The following is a 22,090-nucleotide window of genomic DNA, read 5'->3' as shown; positions in this document are numbered from 1 at the left end:
AAAACAAGATGAAGATAGTGAAGTTGGAAGTGCAAAACCATTAGAACCACAACAAGTGGCTCCACCACAACAAGTGGCTCCACCACAACAAGTGGCTCCACCACAACAAGTGGCTCCACCACAACAAGTGGCTCCACCACAACAAACTTCACAGGAATCTGTGACTCAGTCGGGTCCAGCAAAATCGGTTACATCAATTGAAGGAAGAATAGTATTTGATGAAAATGCAAACAAAATCGGAACTGCCAAACAAGTTGGAATTGATTCTACACAATCTATGGTATTAGTAATTACAAAAGAAGATGGCACGGAAGGAAGCATACCATGGAGCAATATCAAAAAGATCGGTCAAATCATACTTTTAGGAAATCCAGAGGTATCACAACCAGGAAAGTGCTCTAACTGTGGTTTTGGAAACAAAGAAGGCGCCAAATTCTGTGAAGATTGTGGAACAAAGATCTAGTTAGTAAATTTAATCAATGACATTATAGGCGAAAATGTAATTGGCAAAAAAATCAATGTCTAAAGGAGTTATCAAAGACATAATTATTGTTGGTGTGGGAGTTTTAGTTATTTGGATAGGTTTGCAAGTTGCATTTGGAACACAAAATCCATTTTATGTTGTTGCAAGTGGAAGTATGATTCCAGTTTTACAAGTTTATGATGTGTTAGTAGTTCAAGGCCATGAACCTTTTGAAGATATAGAAATAGGAGATATTATTGTTTTTAATCGACCTTCAGATCATAATAGAGTTATAGTACACAGAGTTGTTTCAATACTTGATGATGATCCTAAAACAATTAGAACAAGAGGAGATGCAAACTCAGCATCAATTCCAGGAACAGACTTTCCAATTACAGAAGAAGAATATATTGGAAAAGTTGCATATGTACTTCCACAAGTAGGATATGTTACACAGTTACTAAAACCACCAATCAATTATATCATAATTGCAATTGTAATTGGAATTATGATTGTAAAACAGATTGCTAAAAAGAAAAATGAGAAAGAGCTTGCATCGTTAGATCCATTTGACTCAGAAAAGTCTAATACAATAGAAAAACCATCAGACAATAACAAAATAGAAAAGGACCCAAAATTTTCTCAAAACATAGAAGAATCTGAACACATGGAAAGTTCACGAAACATAGAAAAAAGATTAGAAGACATAGAAAAATCTGTTGAAGAATCAAAAACGGATGAAAATGTTAAAAAATAAATCAGATTTGTGAAAGTTCAGGCAAACAGGTTCACATATGATTATATGAAAATTGTAATAGATTGTCCTGTTGCTTGACGGTACAAATACATCAAATTTACTAAAAAAGTATTCTTAGCAATCATAAATTTCAAGAGTAGAATCACTTATGAAATAATAAAAAATCTTGATATCTAATCGAAATTTTTGGTCGTTTTTTCAATATTATTTAGTTAGTTCTACATATGCACAAACCTCCTTTCGTGATACTGCAGGTTTGACAAAAAATGGATTTAATTATAAAACAGAATCTTTTGTTTTAAATACTCGTTTAAAGTATTCAGATGATTCTTTTGGCTCTTGAATATCATTGGTGATACCTGCTAGATTCTTTGCCAAGTTCTTTTTGTAACCTATTTGCATTTGTCTTTGAATTTGGATTCTCTGTGCTTGGGGTGAGCCTGCACCATGCATTGATTCTGTAAGATAACCAACTGCATTTCTACCAAGAGTCATATTTTCAATCAATCTCAAAACTCTCATTCTATTTTCAACATCAACTCCTTTTCTACCTGCGAGATATTTTTTTAGTAATGGGCCTGCCACTGGATGTCTGAAATCTTTTTCAGATGGAAGAGTAACTACCAATCCACCTGCAATATCTTGAGCTAATCTACTTATTTCATATGGGAAACGTGTAACATTATGTTTACAAACTTGAGCAAGCATATCTTCATTAAGAAATACACCGGATTTCATTTTATGTCCTTGATGTGAAGATGCAATTCCTGCTGCAAATATTGTTTCATTAAGATGAGTCATCTCAATGATTTTATCTTTGATATGAGATACATTTGGAACTCCATTATATTCAGCAATTGTTGCAGCAGCACCAATTAGCACATCACCTAATCCTGTTTTACAAACATAGCTACGTCTATGATAACAAGTAAAACGTTCTACCAACATAGATGCAAACTCATATTCTCCATTCATGAAAACTTTATCCCATGGAATAAATACTCTATCTAAAATCATTAATGCTTCTTGTCCACCAAACTTCGCATTACCACTATCAATATCACCTTCTTCCATACTTCTAGTGTCACAGGATTGTCTACCGTAAATGTAAGTGACGCCTTTAACATCAGCTGGAACTGCACCAACAATTGCCCATTTTTTGTCATTCTCGGTTAATCTAATAGTTGGCATCAAAATTATCCAATGTGAGTTGATACATCCAGTTTGGTGTGCTTTTGCACCAGATACGTAGACTCCCTTATCATCAACATCAACTATCCTAGTAAACAAATCAGGATCATCTTGTTCTGCAGGTCCTTTACTTCTATCACCTTTAGGGTCAGTCATAGCTCCGCCAATCACTAGATTCTCTTTTTGAACCATCTTTACAAATTCTAGGAATCGTTTATGATAATCTGTTCCATGTTTTTCATCAATTTCAAATGTAGTTGAATGTAAAGCATTCAATGCATCCATTCCAACACATCTTTGGAAACATGTTCCAGTATTTTGTCCAAGTTTTCTTTGCATTTTATTTTGTAAAACTAAATCCTGTGCACTTTCTGCAATATGTAAAAATCGATTAACTTTCAATCCTGATAATGAGGAATCAGCAGAAGCCAGCGCTTCTTCACGAACTGCAAGATCATAGGTTTCTGCTACTGCATTAATAGATGGTCGAATCATAGGATGATCAACGGGTTCTTTAATTAACTCTCCAAAGAGGTAAATTTTGAGATCACGACCTCTAAGACTTTCAATATAATCATCCCCAGTTCTAATGGTCTTTAAGACATTAGCCATACAACAATAGTCACTTCTAGTTATATAAAAATTCTAAATAAACAAGCGTGAAAATCTACGAATAAAATGCGATCAGAGTCCAATTCTGACATCCAGAATTCGACATCCCTTGCCCTTCTCCATGACCAATACAGGGTTCATGTCCAATTCTTTGATCTCTTTAAAGTCAGAAACTAGTTGAGATAGTCGTTGAATACATTCAGACAATTTTTCAATATCTGATGGTTTCTCTCCCCTTACACCTTGTAGTAATTTTTGTGTTTTAATTGAGGCTATCATATCATCTGCTTCAAGATCAGTTACAGGAGCTAGCTTGAACGTTACATCTTTTAGAACTTCAACATAGATTCCTCCCATTCCAAGCATAATTACAGGACCAAATCCGGGCTCTAGTTTTGAACCAATGATTAATTCTTTTCCTCCTTTTACCATCTCCACAATTAATACACCTTTGATCTCGGCTTTTGCGTTGTATTTTTTTGCATTTTGGATGATTGTCTTAAATGCATCTTTTACTTCGTTATCATTTGTCAAGTTTATTTTAACACCGCCTGCATCAGATTTGTGAATAATCTGAGGAGATGCAATCTTCATTACAATAGGATAACCAATTGTTTTTGCAATCTTTATTGCTTCTGCTTCATTTTTAGCAAGTGCACTTTTAGGTAAAGGTAAACCATATGCTTTGAGAACTTCTTGTCCTTCCTCTTCTAAAAGATTTGGTCTCTTCTCTTTTTTTACCTTGTCAAAGATTTTCTTGGCTTTTTCTTTGTTTACTTTGAATTTAGTAATTTTTCCATTTGGAGCTTTGATCCAGTTGGAGAATCTTGTCATTGCAGCAAGAGTTCGGATTGCACCTTCAGCATAGTTGTAGTAAGGAACATTTCCATCTGCTAAAATTTCTCTGTTTGTAATTCCTTCATCTAATCCCATCAAGCTTGCAAGCATTGTTTTTTTGTATTTCTTAGACATTTCAACAATTACCTCAGCTAGTTTATCATAATTTAGAGTCCCAGAAGGAGTACACATAGAAATTACTGAGCCAACCTTTGGATGTTTAAGTACACGATCCAAAACATTATGGAATCTATTGAAATCTGCATCACCCACAATATCAACAGGATTTCTAGAGCTTCCCCATGGTGGAATTACTTCATCAATCTTTTTTCTAATACTAGTAATGTCTGCCATCCTAAGATTCATCTTAGAGCATGCATCAGTAGAAATTATTGCAGGTCCACCTGCATTTGAGACAATTACAAGTTCACCACCTATTGGAAGCGGCTGTTTAGAGAATGCCGTTGCATAATCAAAGAGTTCTTCCATAGTATCAACTCTGATTGCACCAGATTGTTTTAGTAAAGCATCATAGATTTCATCAGAGCCCATCAATGCACCAGTATGAGACATTGCAGCTTTTGCACCCTCAGGACTACGTCCAGATTTAAGAACAAGTACAGGTTTTTTGAGTTTTTTAGTAATATTTTTACAAACTTTAAGGAATTCTTGACCATCACCCATGTCTTCTAGATACATAACAATGACTTCAGTCTGTTTATGATTTGCAAGTATCTTTAGAATATCCACTTCACTCATTACAGCCTTATTTCCAAGACTGATAACTGCTGAGAAACCAATTCCTTGCGCACTAGCATCTTCAACTAATGCTGCACATATCGCACCACTTTGAGATACAAGTGCAATCTTTCCAGATTTTGGAGTGACTTTAAGAAATGTAGAATTCATCATTGTTTTTGGATCAAGATTCATGATACCAAGACAATTAGGTCCGATGATTTGGATTTTGTATTTTTTAGCAATATCTTTGATTTCTTGTTCACGTTTTGCTCCTTCTTCATCAACTTCTTTGAAACCTGCTGTGATGATAATGACACCCTTGACTTTTTTCCTTCCGCATTCTTCTAACACTGGTGCAACTAAGGTATTTTTGATAACGATAACTGCAAGATCAATTGGTTTTGAAACGTCTAGAACACTCTTGTATGCTTTTTTGTAAAAGACTTTGTCTCTAGATGGACTAATTGGGTAAACAATCCCTTTGAAACCATTCATGATGTTTGAGGTGATAGTAGCCCCAACACTTCCTCGTTTGTCAGATGCGCCAATTACTGCAATTGATTTTGGAGATAAAATAACAGACTCTGTCATGTTATTTGGTTTAGGATTTTATATAATAAAGTTATTCTTAGAAATTTTGGATCCCTGGTTTTTAGCTTCCTAGCATTTTCCTACTAAATTTGCTCTTCTAGGAATCCATTTAATTGAGATATTAGAAAATTTGCCAATAACACTCCGAGTTTCTTGTGCAATGGTTCTAAGTTGTTCATTATTAATTACAAAATCATGATTTAGTTGATTCACGGTATTTTTTGAATCACTGTAAATAGTAAATTCTTCATTAGAATCAATATACTTGTTTAACGTTGAAATTAGTGTCAGATATTCAGTCTGATTGTTCATTATATCTAGTTTTTTATAAAATGATTTGCTAGTTTCTTTTACAAATTATCCACATTCACTATTAGAACCTCCAGAGCCATCGATGTAAACACACTCCCATCTTTATACAAACTTGTTATCTTTACACAGATTAAGTACTATGTAAATAATTGCAGATATCCCATGCGATGCAATTGATGCCAAGTATTGTTCATAGTTAATCATCAAAAAATAATAATGTAAACCCATTTAATAACAGTGTAAACAACTACAATTCCAAATGATATTTTTTCTGTTATCTAAATAGAATAATCCACAAAGAATGAAAAATAAATTATATAATCTACAATTGTAGTATATGTTGTGTTTAGGTGATCTGCTTGATCAGAAAGAATTTGTACAATTATTCCAGAAATATCTATTTATGCATTAAAGATTATCAGAATATTTTTGTTAAGATTGATATGCGGTTGTAACATTTTTTTAAATTATTTTTTTGTTACAAATAAACTAGGATTAGTCCAAGGTAAGTTTTAAAAATATTAATAATCCTGCAAGTTCTGCAATTCCTACTCCTAACATGTATGGGAATATTTCATGTGAAAATATCTCTTCCATAGAAAAATAAGCTAAGGCACCGATCACATTATGCAAAAATAACATTCCTGCAACAACTATCATACCTAATGGAAGTTGAGCTCTAGTTTTGCCATACATCTTTCCAAAGATGCATATTAAAATTCCAAGTATCCCCATATTTACAATTGAAACAATAGATAAAATTAGAGATGTAGGTTCCATTTAGTGTAAAACACCTCTTGAGCTTTTATTTACTTTTATCCAGTTCTCCTTCAATTTTTTCAAATGTCTCCATATTTACTTCAAGAAAAGTAGAGATGAAATATGTTACAGCATATTTCTCTCCAACCCTAGTAATTAGATTATTTTTTTCAAGCACCCTTATGTGATGCTGAATGGCCTTGTAATCAAGACCTAATTCATTTGCAAGTTGATTAGTATTAAACGGATTTTTCCTTAATTGTGAGATAATTTTTAATCTGTTTAATCCTCCACGTGAACCTGCAAATACAAACCAAAGTAGTCTTTTTACATCAGGATCATTTGCCATAAGTTATAAAATTTCTTTGTATTTACTACTAAAAGGTATTTTAGGATTAGATTACAAGTGGAAAGTATAAAAAACATAATCAGGAAATTTGAATGAATCAAAATATGATGTTAAATTATGATGCACCTTTGTATCGACCACCTTCTGAAGCAAAATCATTAATTTTTCAAGTAACACTTGGATGCTCATTTAACGAATGTTCTTTTTGTGACATGTATAGATCAAAAGAATACTCTGAAAGACCATGGGAACAAGTTAAGGCCGAAATTGATATGATGGCAAATTATTTGCCAGATACCAGAAGAGTTTTTCTCGCAGATGGTGATGCATTAAATCTTGATTCTGAATATATGGTAAAAATTGTAAAATACATTAGAGAAAAATTTGCAAAGATTGAAAGAATTTCCTGTTATGCAATGCCAATGAACATTCTTAAAAAAACTCCAGAGGAATTAAAGAAAATGAATGAAGCTGGATTGGATATGTTCTATTTGGGAATTGAGAGCGGTTCGGATATTGTTCTAAAAAAAGTAACAAAAGGTGCAGTTGCAAAAACAATTATCAGATCAGTCAATAAGGCAAAAGAAGCTGGATATGTAATGTCATGTATGGTAATTTTAGGGTTGGGAGGAAAAAAATATTCCAAAGAACACATCAAAGGAACTGCAGAAGTGATCAGCGCGTGTTCACCAAATTATGTCGGAGCCCTAACTCTATATCTAGAGAATGGTATTAAACAAGAATTTTTGGAGAAATATGAAGGTGAATTTGTAAGAATTAATGATGATGAATCACTAGATGAGCTTCATGATTTGATAAGTCAGATAGATTCAAAAGACGAGATTATTTTTAGAGCAAATCATGGTTCAAATGCATACACCATCAAAGGTACTTTTCCTCAAGATAAACAAGATATGGTAGACAAAGTAGAGTGGATGAAACAACATCCAGAGATTATACGCCCCCAAGGCTTACGTGGATTCTAAATTACACCATATTGATTCAGATATGCAACTTTACAGATTTTAACAGTATAAGATCTGGCAAAAATTTTGGTTGCAACTCCATTGTTAATATTTAAAATTCTGAATTTGTATTCAAAATCATTATCAGACATTGTATTTGCCTGTGGAAAGTGAACTACTTCATTGTTTCTAAAAATTTGAATTATTACTGTAATATCTTTCAACATGATTTGTGATATTATCTTCAACAAATATCCAAGACAATTTGTTTGATCAAGAGCATGGAAAAAACAATATGTTTTTCAAATTTGTTAATTTAAGAATTTTTAAATTAAAGATTTTCAATCATGTCTTTAAGGTTTTCAGGTAGTTCAGGCAATTCAGTATGACTTTCATTATTTTGAAGAATTTCAGGGCCTATTCTTCTAACCTTTTGTGTTCCAATTAGAGTATCAATATTTCTTTGAATATCTTTTTCAGTCAATACTGATTTTAGTTTCTCAATAACGATATTTTCATTATCATATTTTTTGATTGCATATTGAATAATAATCATTTTTTCATGCATTGAATAATCAGTCATTTGAAAATACAAGTAGACAATGTCTAAAAAACTTGCCTGTCAGTTACAAAATTTACTTTTTAATTCTTCAATTTTTGGAATACCAATAAATTCCAATTTCTCGTTTATTACTAGTCCGGGAGCAGTAAAAATAGGATATTTTTCTAAATACTCAGGGTTTTTGGTTACATTAATCACATCATATTGTACTCCAAGTCGATCTAACATTTTTTCTAAAATGTTACAATTTGAGCAATCAGGAGTAGTTAAAATTTGTACTTTCATGATTCGGTGAATTGTTCTGGATTCTTCTCAAATGCCCATCTACATGTTGCACAACAAAATCTGTATTCTTTTCCTTTATGAATAAATAATTCTCCTTTTTCTTCAACTTTCATTCCACATACAGGATCTTTCATGCACATGTATCTCGCTTTTTCTTGCTAAAATACCAAACTATTGGGAATATAATCAAGCCTAAAAATAGAATAGGTACAAACTCCTCAGGCATTTCTGAGGTGTGATGATGTATGTGCTCACCAACATGGAATTCTGGAGGCAAGAGAGTTGTAGAAACAAGATTGTTCCACCCATGATGAATGATTGTACTTTCATACCACTCGTGTCCACCAGGAATACCATTGATTATCAAAAATGCACCAATTATAATCAACATCCAACCAGTGATATTTTCAATTCGTTGACGATTAATAGTAATTCCTTTTGTTGCATTTACTCCAATAATTGCTAAAATAGATAACAAGATTAGTGGAATTGCGCGACCAACTCCATGTACAATACCCAAGCTTGTTCCAATTTCTACACTTCCACTTCCTGCAATATAGATCAAAAGCCAATAAAACATAGGATTAGGACATCCAACTCCAGCGTTACCTAAGAGCAATCCCATGAAAAAGGATTTAGAATAATCACCTCTATTTTGAATAAATTTTGGAGTTCCTGAATAAGATGGAAGTTTTAATTCAAATAATTTGAGTTGTGATAAACCAAAGACAAATGCTGCAATACCTGCAATTAAAAACATGTAAACAGAGATTTGATCTAAATCTGCTGATTGGCCTAAAGCACCAATTCCAAATCCGTAAAATGTAATTGTGGTTGTCAATCCAGCACCAAAAAGTAATGCCATACAAAGTCCCTTTTTTCCTCCCTTTCCCATACTAAGTGGAATTATTATGAATACAAGTGGTAAAGTACATGGAAGAATAATCATTGAAAGACCAGCTAGATAAGAAATTATCAACCAGGAAGGATATGATAACTCTTGTCCGGCACTCACTGCTGTTGTATTTGTTGCAGCAAAAATTCCACCTACAAAAATGAGTGAAAATAAAACAAATATAGTAAAAATAAGAAATTTTTTAGTTACTACTTGTTCAGACATGATATGGTGTTGAAGAATCAAATATTTAATCAAAATAGAATTTTTAAGTTTAAAACGTGCCCATGTGGATTAAGCTGTCGTTTTGGAGCTAGAAATCAATACAAATAAGAATTAAAAAAATTTTGAAAATATTTATCCAGTACAAAAATAACGTAAAAAAACTTCCATGAGTAAAAAAATTGGTTGCTTCCGATAAGAAATAAAATTTGTATGATGTTGTGATATGTTGTTCAGAAGAGAATACTGAAGTTGATGATTATATTACTTTAGATTCTCCAAAATGGCCCCTGAATACTGGTTGTGGATAAGGTATTCCAGATTCTGATAGCAAGGCACTTTTAGTTCCTATGATATAATGATCAAGTGGTGTTATTGCTTTGCCAGCCTTTGATTTTACATTCTCTATTGCCTACGCTAATAAATCAGCTTTGAGATCCAGATGAAACTGATGTAACTTCTTGGGGATCAACCTTAGGATACAATGTTACAAAGGAAATAGACACTGCCAGACCATTAGCATGGTAATGATTAGTTGTTTTGATTTTTTCATGATTAGTTGTTTTGATTTTTTCATGATTAGATGTATAAAATTTTAAAGATAAGATCTGATTAAATCAAAATTTAATCAGAAATCTTAATAGTACAAGTTGAAAGAACCAGCGTTCATGAATCCGGATGATGTTTCAAATTTGTCTGACAGAGTAGACATTATATCAACTGAAGATGAGAGATTAAAAACAATTGGCGAGATTTTGTCATCTGATTCAAGCAGAAGTATTCTCAAACTATTGTTTAATCAATCCCTTTCTGCTAATGAAATTGCACAAAAAACAGAGATGTCATTGCCACTAGTAATTCATCATTTAAAAAAAATGCAATCAGTTCAGATCATAAAGATTAGAAATATTGGGAAAAACTCAAAATCACACGATATGAAATATTATACAATTGACAAGTTTGCAATAGTAATTCTTCCATCAGAAATGACAAAACCTGCAAAGAAAAGTAAATCTCTGTTTAATTCATTCACAAGAATTCACAGACTTGCAACATTAGGAGGAGTCTCAATTGCAGTATGGTTCTCATCGCAATTAATCCAAAATCAAAGTATTATATCAGAAAATACTAAATCAAAAATTCCTCCTATAGCAGATGAGTCTACACAATCTATGATGCGTTCCATTCCAGAACAAACAGAGAACATGCAAGAATTTCTTCAAACTGGCATATCAGATCCACAAATTGGAGTTTTATGGTCTGCAGTCATGGTTCTTTCAGTCATAATTTCAGGACTAGTTATAGAATTAATCATCAAACAAAAAACAAACAGAACAATAATCCCTGAACAAGAATAGTTTTTTTAAATTTCAAAAATTTTGATCTTGTAGTAGTTTTTTATCTTGTTTAGAAAAATAAAAATATTTTCTAGGGTAACATCTTCAAATATTTTGTTTCGTCTATAAATGAGACTATTCTGAGATAAGTTATCCAATTTTATTCATCATCGTTTATTGCTGAGATCTGATAGAATTTAGGCTCGACATTATTTTTGATATCAATTTTAGAGGACCTGAATATTATTGAGAGAGAGAATAAGTTCCATTAAGAATTTAATTTTTGAAGAATTTTAGCAAGATTAGCACCAATACTCTTTATTCGCTGCTCTTGTTTAGGATCATTCATGAAGCCATCGGAGTTAAAGACTTCATGTGCTTTTGATATTGCAATCTGTTCTGGAATTACAAGTACTCCCATGTTTTCAAGAATTGCACGTACATGAACCAATCCTCGTAGTCCTCCTAGTCCGCCAGGCGATGCGCTCATCAGTCCTGCTACTTTATCTTTAAAACAAGACATTGGTGATTCTCCATTACTATGTCTTGATGTCCAATCAATGGTATTTTTGAGAACACCAGAAATTGAGCTGTTGTATTCTGGAGATGCGATAAGAAATCCATCATGAGATGCCATCAATTCTTTAAGTTTACGTGTATTAGACGGTAATCCTTCTTGTCTTTCTAAATCTTCATCATAAAGTGGCATTTGGAAATCACGAAGATCAATTATTGTGACATCAGTACCAGCTTCTTTTGCCCCAGCAGCTGCTATCTTGACTAATTTTTTGTTAAATGAATCAGTGCGAGTACTACCTGCAAATGCAAGAATTTTTGTCAATGTCATTTCTTAGGTTTTTCACTTCTCCATCGTAATATCCAATTATCAAGTTGTTTCAAAATGTTTCCTAGTTCATGTGTTTGTTTTGTTATGCTGTATTCTACACGCAAAGGTACTTCAGCATAGACTTTTCTTGTAATCAAACTGTGTACTTCAAGATCTCTTAATCTTTCAGATAGAACAGTATTGCTAATCATCGGAATAGCTTTTTTTATTTCATTGAATCGTGTCGATTGATTTTCTGAAAGTTTTTTTAAAATCAGTAATGCCCATGTTTTTCCAAGAACACTCCAAATATCATTAGCATTACAAGTTACATGATTACGAGTTCTTTTCTCTTTTTCAAACTCTGTTTCCATATATAGTAACAAAATACCACCTAATTATAAAAAGTGAGCGTGGGATTTAATGGTTCAGAGATAAATTTCTCAAAAAACAATTTTTCCCATCTTCCCATTATTGTAATCTAGTATGGCTTGTTTGATTTCTTCTTCAGTATTCATTACAAAAGGTCCATAACGAGTTACAGGTTCTCCTAATGGAACACCTGCAATCAATAACACATCTAACGATGATATTGATGATTTGATGGTTATTTTATTCGCATCTTGCTCAAATAAAACAATCTGTTCTTTGTGTGCGGGGATTTGCCCATCTCCAAAAAAACTCTTTCCTTTAATGATGTATGCAAATGCATTATAGTTTTTTGGGATTGTTTGTGTTATTTTAGAATTGGGCTGTAAAGTAAAATGAAGATACGTTATTGGAGTTCTTGTTTGAATCACTGCTTTTTTTCCCATTGATTCTCCTGCAATTACTTTGATTTGTACACCATCATTTTGTGCTGTAGGAATTTTATTTGATGATAATTCTTGATAACGTGGTTTCATCGTCTTGTCTTTTTTTGGCAAGTTTATCCATAACTGGAATCCATGCAGTGTACCACCTTTTTGTACAAATCCTTTTTCTGGCATTTCAGAATGAATTACACCGGAATCTATAGTCATCCATTGAACATCTCCTGCTTTTATTTTTCCTGAATGTCCTTGCGAATCTTTGTGTTCAAATACACCATTAACCATGTATGTGACAGTTTCAAATCCTCTGTGAGGGTGATCTGATGCACCTTTTGCATCTCCAGGTGATATTTCAATTGGTCCCATTTCATCTAACAAAAGAAATGGATCAAACTCTCTAAGACTTCCATTCGGAAATGCTCTGTGTACTAAAAATCCTTCACCTTCCAATGTTATTTTGGAATTAATCACTTGTAATACAGAGCGAGTCTGTGTTTCATCGCTCACTAGATCTTGATTTGTGTTTTGTTTCACAATATACAATACAGAATATGTGATTTAAAGATGGTAGTAATTACATACTTAGTAGGTAAGTATAACCATACCAAGTAATCCAATAGAAACTATTCTAGTTTAAATAAAATTCTTTAAATGAGTAAAGGTATTCCTAGAGTCATCTACCAATTTACCACCATCCAGAGATTAGTCAATTTGGCCTAATCTTTCACTGTTGTAATCCACAGTGGCTCATCCATCACTTTGTGAGTATAAAAATAAGCATAATTACTCAAAAGTAGAATCATAATAATAGGCACACATCTTTAGAAATTCATGTTAAATATCTTGAATGGAGTATATCTTCAAATTATCCCACAATCCATAGAGACTCCTGTTTTAGCAGTGATGATTAGTTCTGTAACTATGACTATTTTTGCAATTACATTATGGATTACATGGAAAGCTACAAAAGAAAACACTCGAGCTACGTATGCACAATTACTGAGATCATTTCATGAAGATCTAACTAAAAGACTAGAAAAAAATACCGTGTTACAAACAACAGAGGATTGTGAAAGGTATGCAAATGATTACCTCAATAATCTTGATGAAATTGCTTTTCTTACATTGCGAGGTAAAATTCCAACAGAAATAGGGACATACCTACGACGTTTTTTTGGGTACGGTCTTATTATAATTGGTTGGTATGATAAAATGGTAAAAGACGATTATGGAAGTATTGCAAAAACAAACTGGCCAAATTACTTTGAGTTTTGTAAGAAATATAACATAAAGAAAAACCACGATGACAAATTACCAAAAATAATGCAAGATTATAATGAAATAAAAGAAAAATAAAAAAAATAGATATACTTGCAGGAATTGATGATCTTGTTGGAGAAGATAGGCTTCTAAGATAACTTAGGTAATAATACAAATGTAGAGGTAAAGACAAAAGGATGTAAAAAATGTGGATTGGGAATGATGATGAAAATAGATTCAAATAATTATGAAATTAATTATACATATAATATCAATTAGATTCAATGTCTTCTTCAAGTTCTTTAAAATTATTCCACCATTGGTTATCAGACATATTTTGATAGTTAGGAAGTTAGATTATAGATCTTTCTAAAACTACTCTATTTAGTATAAATTTCAAAAATTCAGATAGTGGTTTTTTTCTCCAATGCATTGCATTCCATTCCTGGATAAGTTTGTCATAAAACTTCCATTCATCTTCGTCTTTTTTAAGATGAGTTAACATCATATCCTCAAATTCTTTAGTATTCCACTCAACAGGACACATCTTATCACTCATCTGGATTAATTTTCTATTTTTCATTTGAAATGGGTATGATTTGCACACACTTGGTTTAAAGTCATTTACGGTACATCTAAAGACGTCTTTAGATTCTTCAAGAAATATGCATCCACCATCTTTTTGTTTTAAAGCAAGATCTAACAGACCTTCTTTTACCTTTATTCCAAGATCATAATCTTTTGCTCCATAAATCTCAAGAAAATTTTCTGGAGGTAATCCCAATCCAACTGAGAGTCGGTAAATGTCATGAGCATTAACAAAGATCACATACTCTTTACAACAATTTGTATGACATGAAATACAAGGGAATTTTCCAGCCTCAGAGATATTAGAATCACTTGGGGTTACTTTTAGCGTCACAGATCATTAATTAAATATTAGATATTAAATGTGTTAAAAAAAAGCATTTTAAAACATACACTTTACTAACTTCTATTCAGTTAATCACATAATGAACTGTTTTTGAGTTTTCTACACAATAATATGAATAAATGATCTGCAAATGATTCGTGAATGTTATAAACAAATTTTACATAATGAATATCATGAAAGGGAACAATACTAATTCAAATCGATCTTTGGAAGAAGTTAGAGGTATATCTAGGATATTTGCTGAAGAATAATCTCAGTTATAGATTATCTAAAACCCATTTCAAGTAATCTACCTTTGTAAATTTAGTGCTGATTAAATTCTGCTTGGTCTGGGGATGATTTGTTATCTTCAATATCACTCATCCTCAGAAACCCAAGACAGCCCTAGAAAATCCTCCCAAGACAATTCCAAAACAGAAAGTTTTATTCCTTTTTGAACTGGTAATCGCTCAATCAGAATTGATAGTTGCAGTTTCGCCTATCTTTAGACCAATTGGAAAATCAAGTGGATTATTTTCCACACCAAAAGCATTGGGTTGTAAAATTAGAAAGATCACACTAAAGGCCGCAATTAAGAAAACCACATTAGTAATTTTTTTAGACATTTTTTGCTCATTGTACAATATTAGTATATGATTATAACCATTGATTAAAACCAAATTTTACCAAAAATCATTATAATTAAATTACTCTTGGTTAAATGCACAGAGAAAATTTCAAAGGTTCAATTCTTTAGAAGGGCAATCCTATTTTAGTCCCAAGAAAGTATATGGGCCCACGGGGATTCAGCCACCTTTTTGGGGATAAAAATGGACGCAGATAGGCATGAAAATTATTCTAAAACAATTAGAGTTCCTGTCATCATGTTGTGATCAGGATCACAGTACAGTTTGTCAGGATTGTATGGTAGACCACAATAAAATGTGAAAACACCTGGAGTATCAGCAACAAAGGTTACCGTATCTGCTCCCTCTCTTGGTTCAAGCATTTCTGAATTTACATTAAAAGCAGGAATTGATAATGTATGTGCGTGTTTTCTTGGATTAGTAATTTCAAGAACTACAGTATCTCCTTGATTTACAATTATGGTGTTTGGTTCCCATCTGTGTAGTTCGACAAAGGCGATTCCCTCTTTTCCTCCTTCATTTTCAACTTCAGCATAGAACTCTACTTCTTCCATGCTGATTTGAAATGTTCTAGTTTGAGGTTCTGTATCTGTAGGAATTGTTTGTGAAGATTGAGAACTCATCATTCCTTGTCCCATCATTCCAGAATCCATCATATGACCTCCCATCATCATATTTCCATCCATCATCATGTTATTTCCCATCATCATATTTCCATCCATCATCATGTTATTTCCCATCATCATGTTCATCATGTCTTGATTGTTCATCATTGAATTCATCATACCTTGATTCCCCATCATGTGACTCATCATCTGTTGTTGCATTTGAGGATCATTCATCATAGTATTCATCCATTGATTCATTGTCTGAGGGTCATTCATCATTTGTTGCATTTGTTGGGAATTCATCATCATTGGTGTTGTCGGAGTAGATGATTGTAAAGCAGTATATCCTATTCCTAATCCTGCAAAAAATACACCAATTGCTACACCAATCAAAATTCCCTGCCTGACCATGTTATTCAGTAGAATGAATGATAATTAAACGGTAAATAGATTTTCATTAATGATATTTGTCCCAATATAGGGTATGGGCCCACGGGGATTTGAACCCCGGATCTTCGCCGTGTAAGGGCGACGTCATAACCGACCTGGACTATGAGCCCAGAAACCTACCTTTCTAAAAACCATTTAAACTTTGAGACATGTAAGAATCTAGAAATTTGAGGAAAAAAAAGAGAATCATGAATGTTTTTGATTTTTTTTCCAGTCCAATAGGATTAGGTCATGTAACTCGAGATATTGCAATTGTAAATAACTTTGAAAATGCTGTGACAAACTTTGTGACAGGTAGTGGAGCTGTAAAAATTCTAAGAAATTTAGATTTTAAAGTACACGATGCGTATAAACCACCACCATTTATCATACAAAGTGGAGCACTGAAAAACCAAACACGATGGTTGTGGAATTATTATAATTACTATAAAGATTGCAAAAATATTTCACAGAAAATTCTTCAAATGGATAATCCAGATATGGTAATTAGTGATGAAGATTTTGCATCATTAAGTAATGCACAAAACATGAAGATTCGAACTGTACTTATCACTGATATTTTAGAGACACGTTTTACGAAGGGATTTGCATCATTTATTGAAAAAAGAATGAATAAATCAATGCAGAATATAATAAAAAAATGTGATGTAGTGATTATTCCTGAAATTGGTGATGATCAGGATAATATCAAAAGAGTGGGGTCAATAGTTAGAAAAACAAATTTTTCAAGAGAAGAACTAAGGAAAAAATTTTTATTTGATAAAAAAACTATAGTTATTTCAATTGGAGGCACTGATGCAGGAGTTTTCCTTATTGAAGAGGCCTTAAAGGCTATTTCAAAAATTAATCAAGATATTCAAGTTGTTCTAGTTTCAGGACCAGCAATTAGTAAAACGTTTGAAAATGTTAGAAATTTAGGATTTGTTGATAATTTACATGAGTTAATTTTTGCCGCAGATTTGATAATTTCTTTGGCTGGAAAATCAACTATAGATGAAGCTAAGGCTTATGGGACCCCAGGTATATTCATACCAATCAAGAATCATTTTGAACAGGAAGACAATGCAAGAGAACAAGGGTTTGTTTTTGAGGACATAAAAAAATTGGATGTGTTAATTTTAGAAAAACTAGAAGAGAAAAGAAATCAAGTAAATACAGATGGCGCAAAGGTGGCATCAGATATCATCGAAAAGATGATGAATAAATAATCAAATGCTTAATAGAAGGTAATTAGGTTTTGATAAAATACTATGACTAGACTAGTAGTTGCTAAATTTGGGGGGAGTGCAATAGGCCCAAATGGCATATTCATTCCAGAAATTGTTAAACGCGTATATGATTTAAAAAAAGATTCCAAAGTGATTACTGTTTTTTCAGCTCCATTAACAGTCCACAATGAGGAGAAACGTTCACTTACTGACATTATTTTAGAGCAAGGGGAAAATGCAAAAAATGGAATAAGACCAACATTGAATACTGTAAAATTAACATATCAAAAAATTCTTGAACTGGTAAATTTTGAAAATAAAGAAAACTGCGAGAATGCAATTAAAACTCATTTAGAAAAGGCACAAAAAGCCCTAGATGATGCATTTGAGAGAAAAGAATTTGCAGATGAGATACGCTCAACAGCATTGGCATTCTCTGGCGAGATCCTAATGTCACATGTAATGAACCATATTCTAAGAAGCAATAGAATAAAGTCTGATGCTGTAAAATTTGAAGATTGGCCTATAATTACTGATGATAATATTGAATTTACAAATTTTCTTGCAGCAGAATCTAGAGAAAAAATGGATAAAATAAAAGAATTGGTTGAAAAAAATGAAGTGGTTACAATTGGTGGATTTATTGGAAAAACAGTAGATGGTGTTACCACTACATATGAGCGTGGTGGATCAGATAGAACTGCGGTAGATCTAGGGATACTATTTCATAAGAAATACCAAACAAGTGTAGATTTTGAAAAAGACAGTGCTGTAGTTTCTGCAGATCCAAAAATTGTGGAATCTGGATTAAGAGAAATAATCCAATTATCATACAACGAAGCAAGACTTGCAGGAATGTTTGGAATGAAAATTTTAGATCCAATTTCAATAAAAGAAATTGTTGAAAATGGTGTAGACATACCTATTACTATTACAAATATGAAAAATCCAGTGAAAACAACTACAATAAAAAGAGAATTGGAGAAACAGAAAGGACATCCAATAAAAATTGTTGCAGGTAAAGAAAATTGTGCAATTTTTAGAATTGAGACAAATTCAATTCAAAAGCTGTTAACGTCATTGGAAAAAGACAAACGATATAGTGAATTTGTAATTTTATCACCATTTACAAAAGATGGAATAGAATTTTCCAGGATATTATTCTTAGATGAAGAGTATGTTAAAAGAAATGAAAAATATTTATTGGGATTTGATCCGCTTGCTACGATTACATACAATAGAGGAGTAATCACATTAATTGGTGATGAGATGTGGCGAGTTCAGCAAGTTGCATCAAGAACTAGTGCAAAGATTGGTGAAACAGGGTTAAATATTTTGAATATGGATGCACAAGAAGAAACATCAAGAATAATTATTGTCATAGAAGATGCAGATGATAACATTAGAAAAGCCATTAAGGCAATTCATCAAGAAATTTCAGATATTAATTTTATTTAGCGAAATAATGGTGTTACGGGTTTTCACCTGTAAACACCAACATGGGTTTGTTCTTGAACCATTATCTAGATTTAGTTCGGCGTTACCCAAAACACGCTACATTATACGTTACAATTTCTAGTATTTAGAGATGATCTATATAGATCATTTTATATACGCTCAGCTATAAACCATAGAATAATTCCAATACCAAGTATTACATACCACTTGAAATTCTTCTTGTTTATGAAAATATTTACTGAACCTAAATCCTCATCTTTGTTAGTCATACGAATTTTTCTCATTTCAATTGCCTGACCAATCAAGCCTATAACAAGAAAGATAATTCCACCAAATCCCAAAATCCATTCCATAACAAAACTTGTCATTCATGGGATATGTAGGTTTCAAATGCAGTAAAAAGTAATTAAAAAATAATTCTTTAAATTAGATAGTTTTTTTTGCTTTGCTATGAAAGAAAAGGGTAAAATTTGGATGAATGGAAAATTAGTTCCATTCAAAAATGCCAAAGTCCATGTACTTACTCATGCCTTACATTATTCAACATCAATCTTTGAGGGAATTAGATGTTATAACACTGCAAATGGTTCAGCAATTTTTAGACTTACCGAACATGTTGACAGATTTTTCAATTCAGCAAAATTATACTCAATGAAAATGCAATTTTCTAAAAAAGAGATCACAGACGCAATAATTAAAACGATAAAAGCGAATGGTCTGCAAGAATGTTATGTTAGACCACTAGCATACTATGGATTTGGTACAATGGGTCTCACACCAACTCCAAATAAAGTTGATGTGTCAATTGCATGTTGGGAATGGGCTATGGGTGAAGGGAAAGCAGGGAAATTTTCTGGGGCAAAATGTAAGGTTTCAAGTTGGCTTAAAATAGATTCAAGATTTCAACCAATGCAAGCAAAAGCAGCATCAAACTATGCAAATGCGGCACTAGCACGAGTAGAAGCACTTGATAATGGATACGATGAAGCAATAATGCTAAACATACATGGAAAAGTCGCTGAAGGTAGTGCGGAAAATATTTTTGTTGTGAAGAACGATATTATTAAAACACCACCACTTTCAGCAGGAGGACTAGATGGAATTACAAGGGATAGTGTGATTAAAATCATTGAAGAAAATGGTGGCTCTATAATAGAAAGAGATCTTGAAAGAGGAGATTTGTATTCTGCTGATGAGATATTTATGACAGGAACAGCCGCTGAAGTAAAATCAGTTACACAAATTGATAAAGTCATTATAGGAGATGCAAAGATTGGAAAAATTACAAAGGAACTACAGAAATCATTTTTAGATGCTGCAATGGGTAATGACAAGAGGTTTTTGCCATGGTTAACGTTCATTTAATTTTCCACGAAGTTTTTTACCCACAAAAATTGATAGAGAGCATGGATTCATGTGCAACAGGTGATACTCACGAAATTTGCTGGTTTTGTAGAAAAGGTCGTCATGATGATTGTATGAAAGAGATACCCACTCAAGGAAAATCAGAAGGCCCACATGATTGTACTTTTGATACCAAATTGGTCCTATGCAAATGCAAGCACTAATAATTAATATCAAATATAGCTTGATTGAAAAAATCATATGAGTTACAACAAGGAATTTTGGGACAAATATACAGATAAAAATGAGGCAAGATTTAATGAAGAATTTGCAAAATTTACTAGAGATTTAGCCACATCCTTACGATGTATAAGTGTTTTAGAGATAGGATGTGGTACTGGAATAGATTTAAGATTATTTCCAGATACATTTGAAATTCATGGAATTGATCTAAATGATAAAGCGTTAGCAATAGCAAAAGAAAAGAAAAATACAGTGGATTTTAAGAAAGGAACTATAACCGATTTACCATTTGAAGATTCATCAATAGATTTTGTATTTACACATCAATTGTTAAATTATTTAGATGATGATACAGTAGAAAAAGGAATTTCAGAAATGTATAGAGTGGCTAGAAGATACATTATGAATTGCGAAAAGTTTAACGAGTCAGAAAAACAAATTGATGCAAATCATAAATTTCGTAATGTTGTGGAAAAATGGTCAGATTATAAAGTTAAAATTGTGAGTAATGTGGATATGCATGAGGAAATAGAACCTGACAAATCTAGATTCACCCTAATTAAAAAAATATAATTTCTATTCAATTTGTAATTTTGAAACTCGTATAGATTTTGGTAAAATAATTGTAAATTTGAATATAATGTTGTAAAAGATTCTAAAATTCAAGCAGCGGGTCTAAAGGGATTCGGACCCTTGACAACCGGATTAAGAGTCCGGTGCGCTACCTGGCTGCGCCATAGACCCACCGAAACAATTATGCCAAGAGTTGTTATTAATCTTAAGATTTTAAAATAAATGAAAATTTAGTTTTGTGTTTTAGCTTCAATTTCATTGTACTTTTCAATGATTGCTGTAAGTGCAGTTGAAACTGGGACATCATTCATCTTTTTCTTTTCGGCAAGAAGTTTTTGGTATGCATCTAAGGTAATGTATACGGGAATTGATCCATTTCCTTCAAGTAAACCTCTAACGTTGTAAAGAGCAGTCTCCATTCCTTTCTCAGCAGATTTTGCAAATTTTGCTTTATCCAAAATTGCTCCCAAAGGACCAAATGGCATTTCATAATCTACAGACATGGTTACTCTAGTCAGATTATTACCTAATGCTTTGAATTCGTTAGTAATTTGCCATCTCTTGAATGGACCTTCAATCTGCTTTGCAGCGATTTTTTCATTTCTAATAAATTCAGTTGTCTCACAATCCCACTCTAAACGTTTACCACTAAAGTCACCTATGATTCTAAAGGTTGTACCCACACCCATTCCTTCTTTGATGTCCATAGGAACGACTGTCATACCTACAGTATCATTTTTGATTTGATCAGAAACATGTTCTGGTCTTGCAAAGTAGGTAAAAACATTCTCTACAGGTGTTTTGATATCGATTGATTTTGTTACGAGTGTCAACAAATGAAGTTCTTGCCAGTTAGAATTTAAAGGTTTT

The 22,090-nt window shown here is 32.5% G+C and carries 28 protein-coding genes and 2 tRNA genes; 10 read left to right on the top strand and 20 right to left on the bottom strand.

What is annotated here, in order from left to right:
- A partial coding sequence (locus OEM44_03385; protein ID MDH3515839.1) for a zinc-ribbon domain-containing protein occupies positions 1-463 on the top strand: 463 nt, incomplete at its 5' end.
- 40 nt (positions 464-503) lie between these two features.
- Positions 504-1,220: a signal peptidase I gene (locus OEM44_03380; GenBank protein MDH3515838.1), complete on the top strand. Its 717-nt coding sequence runs from the start codon at positions 504-506 to the stop codon at positions 1,218-1,220.
- Between the two features lie 276 nt (positions 1,221-1,496).
- Here OEM44_03380 and OEM44_03375 read toward each other — a convergent pair whose 3' ends face one another.
- The 5 genes from OEM44_03375 to OEM44_03355 form a co-directional block, all read right to left on the bottom strand.
- Positions 1,497-3,023, bottom strand: coding sequence for a 4-hydroxybutyryl-CoA dehydratase (locus OEM44_03375; GenBank protein ID MDH3515837.1), 1,527 nt, complete (start codon positions 3,021-3,023; stop codon positions 1,497-1,499).
- A gap of 72 nt (positions 3,024-3,095) precedes the next feature.
- The gene (locus tag OEM44_03370) at positions 3,096-5,192 is read right to left on the bottom strand and encodes an acetate--CoA ligase family protein (GenBank protein ID MDH3515836.1); all 2,097 of its coding nucleotides are present in this window, start codon (positions 5,190-5,192) and stop codon (positions 3,096-3,098) included.
- A 69-nt stretch (positions 5,193-5,261) separates the two neighbouring features.
- Positions 5,262-5,504 carry a reverse transcriptase-like protein gene (locus OEM44_03365; GenBank protein ID MDH3515835.1) on the bottom strand — a complete coding sequence of 81 codons (243 nt, stop codon included), beginning with the start codon at positions 5,502-5,504 and terminating at the stop codon, positions 5,262-5,264.
- 495 nt (positions 5,505-5,999) lie between these two features.
- Positions 6,000-6,284 (bottom strand): hypothetical protein, encoded by a 285-nt coding sequence (locus tag OEM44_03360; protein ID MDH3515834.1) that lies wholly within the window; start codon positions 6,282-6,284, stop codon positions 6,000-6,002.
- A 25-nt stretch (positions 6,285-6,309) separates the two neighbouring features.
- On the bottom strand, positions 6,310-6,612 hold the full coding sequence (locus OEM44_03355; protein MDH3515833.1) for a winged helix-turn-helix domain-containing protein: 303 nt from the start codon (positions 6,610-6,612) through the stop codon (positions 6,310-6,312).
- Positions 6,613-6,704: 92 nt separating this feature from the next.
- On the opposite strand from OEM44_03355, the gene OEM44_03350 reads away from it, so the two are divergent.
- The gene (locus tag OEM44_03350) at positions 6,705-7,598 is read left to right on the top strand and encodes a radical SAM protein (GenBank protein ID MDH3515832.1); all 894 of its coding nucleotides are present in this window, start codon (positions 6,705-6,707) and stop codon (positions 7,596-7,598) included.
- On the opposite strand, the gene OEM44_03345 is transcribed toward OEM44_03350, so the two are convergent.
- From OEM44_03345 to OEM44_03325, 5 genes are all read right to left on the bottom strand, one after another.
- A complete protein-coding gene (locus OEM44_03345) occupies positions 7,595-7,804 on the bottom strand; it encodes a hypothetical protein (GenBank protein ID MDH3515831.1) in 210 nt (69 codons plus the stop codon). The two genes, OEM44_03350 and OEM44_03345, sit on opposite strands and share 4 nt — an antisense overlap.
- A 104-nt stretch (positions 7,805-7,908) precedes the next feature.
- Positions 7,909-8,160: a hypothetical protein gene (locus OEM44_03340; GenBank protein ID MDH3515830.1), complete on the bottom strand. Its 252-nt coding sequence runs from the start codon at positions 8,158-8,160 to the stop codon at positions 7,909-7,911.
- 39 nt (positions 8,161-8,199) lie between these two features.
- Positions 8,200-8,424, bottom strand: coding sequence for a thioredoxin family protein (locus OEM44_03335; GenBank protein ID MDH3515829.1), 225 nt, complete (start codon positions 8,422-8,424; stop codon positions 8,200-8,202).
- The gene (locus tag OEM44_03330) at positions 8,421-8,558 is read right to left on the bottom strand and encodes a YHS domain-containing protein (protein MDH3515828.1); all 138 of its coding nucleotides are present in this window, start codon (positions 8,556-8,558) and stop codon (positions 8,421-8,423) included. Before OEM44_03330 ends, OEM44_03335 begins: the two co-directional genes overlap by 4 nt.
- Positions 8,555-9,544: a cytochrome C biogenesis protein gene (locus OEM44_03325; GenBank protein ID MDH3515827.1), complete on the bottom strand. Its 990-nt coding sequence runs from the start codon at positions 9,542-9,544 to the stop codon at positions 8,555-8,557. Before OEM44_03325 ends, OEM44_03330 begins: the two co-directional genes overlap by 4 nt.
- 665 nt (positions 9,545-10,209) lie before the next feature.
- Here OEM44_03325 and OEM44_03320 point away from each other — a divergent pair.
- Complete coding sequence (locus OEM44_03320; GenBank protein MDH3515826.1) at positions 10,210-10,899, top strand: winged helix-turn-helix domain-containing protein; 690 nt, start codon at positions 10,210-10,212, stop codon at positions 10,897-10,899.
- Positions 10,900-11,146: 247 nt separating this feature from the next.
- Here the strand turns inward: OEM44_03320 and OEM44_03315 are convergent, their stop codons facing one another.
- The 3 genes from OEM44_03315 to OEM44_03305 form a co-directional block, all read right to left on the bottom strand.
- Positions 11,147-11,725 carry an NAD(P)H-dependent oxidoreductase gene (locus tag OEM44_03315; protein ID MDH3515825.1) on the bottom strand — a complete coding sequence of 193 codons (579 nt, stop codon included), beginning with the start codon at positions 11,723-11,725 and terminating at the stop codon, positions 11,147-11,149.
- Positions 11,722-12,078, bottom strand: a complete 357-nt coding sequence (locus OEM44_03310) for a helix-turn-helix transcriptional regulator (protein MDH3515824.1) — start codon at positions 12,076-12,078, stop codon at positions 11,722-11,724. The genes OEM44_03315 and OEM44_03310 overlap by 4 nt, the downstream gene beginning before the upstream one ends.
- 69 nt (positions 12,079-12,147) lie before the next feature.
- On the bottom strand, positions 12,148-13,050 hold the full coding sequence (locus tag OEM44_03305; GenBank protein ID MDH3515823.1) for a pirin family protein: 903 nt from the start codon (positions 13,048-13,050) through the stop codon (positions 12,148-12,150).
- Positions 13,051-13,347: 297 nt separating this feature from the next.
- Here OEM44_03305 and OEM44_03300 point away from each other — a divergent pair, with 297 nt between their 5' ends.
- Positions 13,348-13,872: a hypothetical protein gene (locus tag OEM44_03300; GenBank protein MDH3515822.1), complete on the top strand. Its 525-nt coding sequence runs from the start codon at positions 13,348-13,350 to the stop codon at positions 13,870-13,872.
- Between the two features lie 256 nt (positions 13,873-14,128).
- Here OEM44_03300 and OEM44_03295 read toward each other — a convergent pair whose 3' ends face one another.
- From OEM44_03295 to OEM44_03280, 4 genes are all read right to left on the bottom strand, one after another.
- Complete coding sequence (locus OEM44_03295; GenBank protein MDH3515821.1) at positions 14,129-14,698, bottom strand: YkgJ family cysteine cluster protein; 570 nt, start codon at positions 14,696-14,698, stop codon at positions 14,129-14,131.
- A gap of 461 nt (positions 14,699-15,159) precedes the next feature.
- A complete protein-coding gene (locus OEM44_03290; GenBank protein MDH3515820.1) occupies positions 15,160-15,315 on the bottom strand; it encodes a hypothetical protein in 156 nt (51 codons plus the stop codon).
- A 227-nt stretch (positions 15,316-15,542) separates the two neighbouring features.
- The gene (locus OEM44_03285; GenBank protein MDH3515819.1) at positions 15,543-16,355 is read right to left on the bottom strand and encodes a cupredoxin domain-containing protein; all 813 of its coding nucleotides are present in this window, start codon (positions 16,353-16,355) and stop codon (positions 15,543-15,545) included.
- 74 nt (positions 16,356-16,429) lie between these two features.
- Positions 16,430-16,504 (bottom strand) — tRNA-Val (locus tag OEM44_03280).
- A gap of 78 nt (positions 16,505-16,582) precedes the next feature.
- Here OEM44_03280 and OEM44_03275 point away from each other — a divergent pair.
- Both OEM44_03275 and OEM44_03270 read left to right on the top strand, forming a co-directional pair.
- Positions 16,583-17,602: a UDP-glucuronosyltransferase gene (locus OEM44_03275; GenBank protein ID MDH3515818.1), complete on the top strand. Its 1,020-nt coding sequence runs from the start codon at positions 16,583-16,585 to the stop codon at positions 17,600-17,602.
- 42 nt (positions 17,603-17,644) lie between these two features.
- Positions 17,645-19,060 carry an aspartate kinase gene (locus OEM44_03270; protein ID MDH3515817.1) on the top strand — a complete coding sequence of 472 codons (1,416 nt, stop codon included), beginning with the start codon at positions 17,645-17,647 and terminating at the stop codon, positions 19,058-19,060.
- A gap of 149 nt (positions 19,061-19,209) precedes the next feature.
- Here the strand turns inward: OEM44_03270 and OEM44_03265 are convergent, their stop codons facing one another.
- The gene (locus OEM44_03265; GenBank protein MDH3515816.1) at positions 19,210-19,413 is read right to left on the bottom strand and encodes a hypothetical protein; all 204 of its coding nucleotides are present in this window, start codon (positions 19,411-19,413) and stop codon (positions 19,210-19,212) included.
- Between the two features lie 97 nt (positions 19,414-19,510).
- Between OEM44_03265 and OEM44_03260 the strand changes: the two genes are divergently transcribed.
- From OEM44_03260 to OEM44_03250, 3 genes are read left to right on the top strand one after another with little or no spacing between them, the layout of a single operon-like run.
- On the top strand, positions 19,511-20,425 hold the full coding sequence (locus OEM44_03260; protein MDH3515815.1) for a branched-chain amino acid transaminase: 915 nt from the start codon (positions 19,511-19,513) through the stop codon (positions 20,423-20,425).
- Positions 20,407-20,628: a hypothetical protein gene (locus OEM44_03255; GenBank protein ID MDH3515814.1), complete on the top strand. Its 222-nt coding sequence runs from the start codon at positions 20,407-20,409 to the stop codon at positions 20,626-20,628. Before OEM44_03260 ends, OEM44_03255 begins: the two co-directional genes overlap by 19 nt.
- Positions 20,629-20,665: 37 nt before the next feature.
- Positions 20,666-21,220 carry a class I SAM-dependent methyltransferase gene (locus OEM44_03250; GenBank protein ID MDH3515813.1) on the top strand — a complete coding sequence of 185 codons (555 nt, stop codon included), beginning with the start codon at positions 20,666-20,668 and terminating at the stop codon, positions 21,218-21,220.
- Positions 21,221-21,317: 97 nt separating this feature from the next.
- Here OEM44_03250 and OEM44_03245 read toward each other — a convergent pair.
- A tRNA-Lys gene (locus OEM44_03245) sits at positions 21,318-21,391 on the bottom strand.
- A gap of 59 nt (positions 21,392-21,450) precedes the next feature.
- A complete protein-coding gene (locus tag OEM44_03240; GenBank protein ID MDH3515812.1) occupies positions 21,451-22,053 on the bottom strand; it encodes an SRPBCC family protein in 603 nt (200 codons plus the stop codon).
- Positions 22,054-22,090: the final 37 nt, after the last annotated feature.

It is taken from the genome of Nitrosopumilus sp. (assembly GCA_029862745.1).
GTDB lineage: Archaea > Thermoproteota > Nitrososphaeria > Nitrososphaerales > Nitrosopumilaceae > Nitrosopumilus.
Note: the sequence above shows the minus strand (reverse complement) of the source record. Positions and strands in the feature narration are given on the sequence as shown.

Coding starts and splice junctions, on each gene's coding strand:
- OEM44_03260 (MDH3515815.1), top strand. CDS start 19,511: ATGAAAGAAAAGGGTAAAATTTGGATGAATGGAAAATTAGTTCCATTC.
- OEM44_03250 (MDH3515813.1), top strand. CDS start 20,666: ATGAGTTACAACAAGGAATTTTGGGACAAATATACAGATAAAAATGAG.
- OEM44_03310 (MDH3515824.1), bottom strand. CDS start 12,078: ATGGAAACAGAGTTTGAAAAAGAGAAAAGAACTCGTAATCATGTAACT.
- OEM44_03275 (MDH3515818.1), top strand. CDS start 16,583: ATGAATGTTTTTGATTTTTTTTCCAGTCCAATAGGATTAGGTCATGTA.
- OEM44_03375 (MDH3515837.1), bottom strand. CDS start 3,023: ATGGCTAATGTCTTAAAGACCATTAGAACTGGGGATGATTATATTGAA.
- OEM44_03265 (MDH3515816.1), bottom strand. CDS start 19,413: ATGGAATGGATTTTGGGATTTGGTGGAATTATCTTTCTTGTTATAGGC.
- OEM44_03315 (MDH3515825.1), bottom strand. CDS start 11,725: ATGACATTGACAAAAATTCTTGCATTTGCAGGTAGTACTCGCACTGAT.
- OEM44_03285 (MDH3515819.1), bottom strand. CDS start 16,355: ATGGTCAGGCAGGGAATTTTGATTGGTGTAGCAATTGGTGTATTTTTT.
- OEM44_03370 (MDH3515836.1), bottom strand. CDS start 5,192: ATGACAGAGTCTGTTATTTTATCTCCAAAATCAATTGCAGTAATTGGC.
- OEM44_03255 (MDH3515814.1), top strand. CDS start 20,407: ATGGTTAACGTTCATTTAATTTTCCACGAAGTTTTTTACCCACAAAAA.
- OEM44_03340 (MDH3515830.1), bottom strand. CDS start 8,160: ATGACTGATTATTCAATGCATGAAAAAATGATTATTATTCAATATGCA.
- OEM44_03335 (MDH3515829.1), bottom strand. CDS start 8,424: ATGAAAGTACAAATTTTAACTACTCCTGATTGCTCAAATTGTAACATT.
- OEM44_03355 (MDH3515833.1), bottom strand. CDS start 6,612: ATGGCAAATGATCCTGATGTAAAAAGACTACTTTGGTTTGTATTTGCA.
- OEM44_03300 (MDH3515822.1), top strand. CDS start 13,348: ATGTTAAATATCTTGAATGGAGTATATCTTCAAATTATCCCACAATCC.
- OEM44_03345 (MDH3515831.1), bottom strand. CDS start 7,804: ATGTTGAAAGATATTACAGTAATAATTCAAATTTTTAGAAACAATGAA.
- OEM44_03350 (MDH3515832.1), top strand. CDS start 6,705: ATGAATCAAAATATGATGTTAAATTATGATGCACCTTTGTATCGACCA.
- OEM44_03320 (MDH3515826.1), top strand. CDS start 10,210: ATGAATCCGGATGATGTTTCAAATTTGTCTGACAGAGTAGACATTATA.
- OEM44_03360 (MDH3515834.1), bottom strand. CDS start 6,284: ATGGAACCTACATCTCTAATTTTATCTATTGTTTCAATTGTAAATATG.
- OEM44_03290 (MDH3515820.1), bottom strand. CDS start 15,315: ATGTCTAAAAAAATTACTAATGTGGTTTTCTTAATTGCGGCCTTTAGT.
- OEM44_03270 (MDH3515817.1), top strand. CDS start 17,645: ATGACTAGACTAGTAGTTGCTAAATTTGGGGGGAGTGCAATAGGCCCA.
- OEM44_03325 (MDH3515827.1), bottom strand. CDS start 9,544: ATGTCTGAACAAGTAGTAACTAAAAAATTTCTTATTTTTACTATATTT.
- OEM44_03330 (MDH3515828.1), bottom strand. CDS start 8,558: ATGAAAGATCCTGTATGTGGAATGAAAGTTGAAGAAAAAGGAGAATTA.
- OEM44_03365 (MDH3515835.1), bottom strand. CDS start 5,504: ATGAACAATCAGACTGAATATCTGACACTAATTTCAACGTTAAACAAG.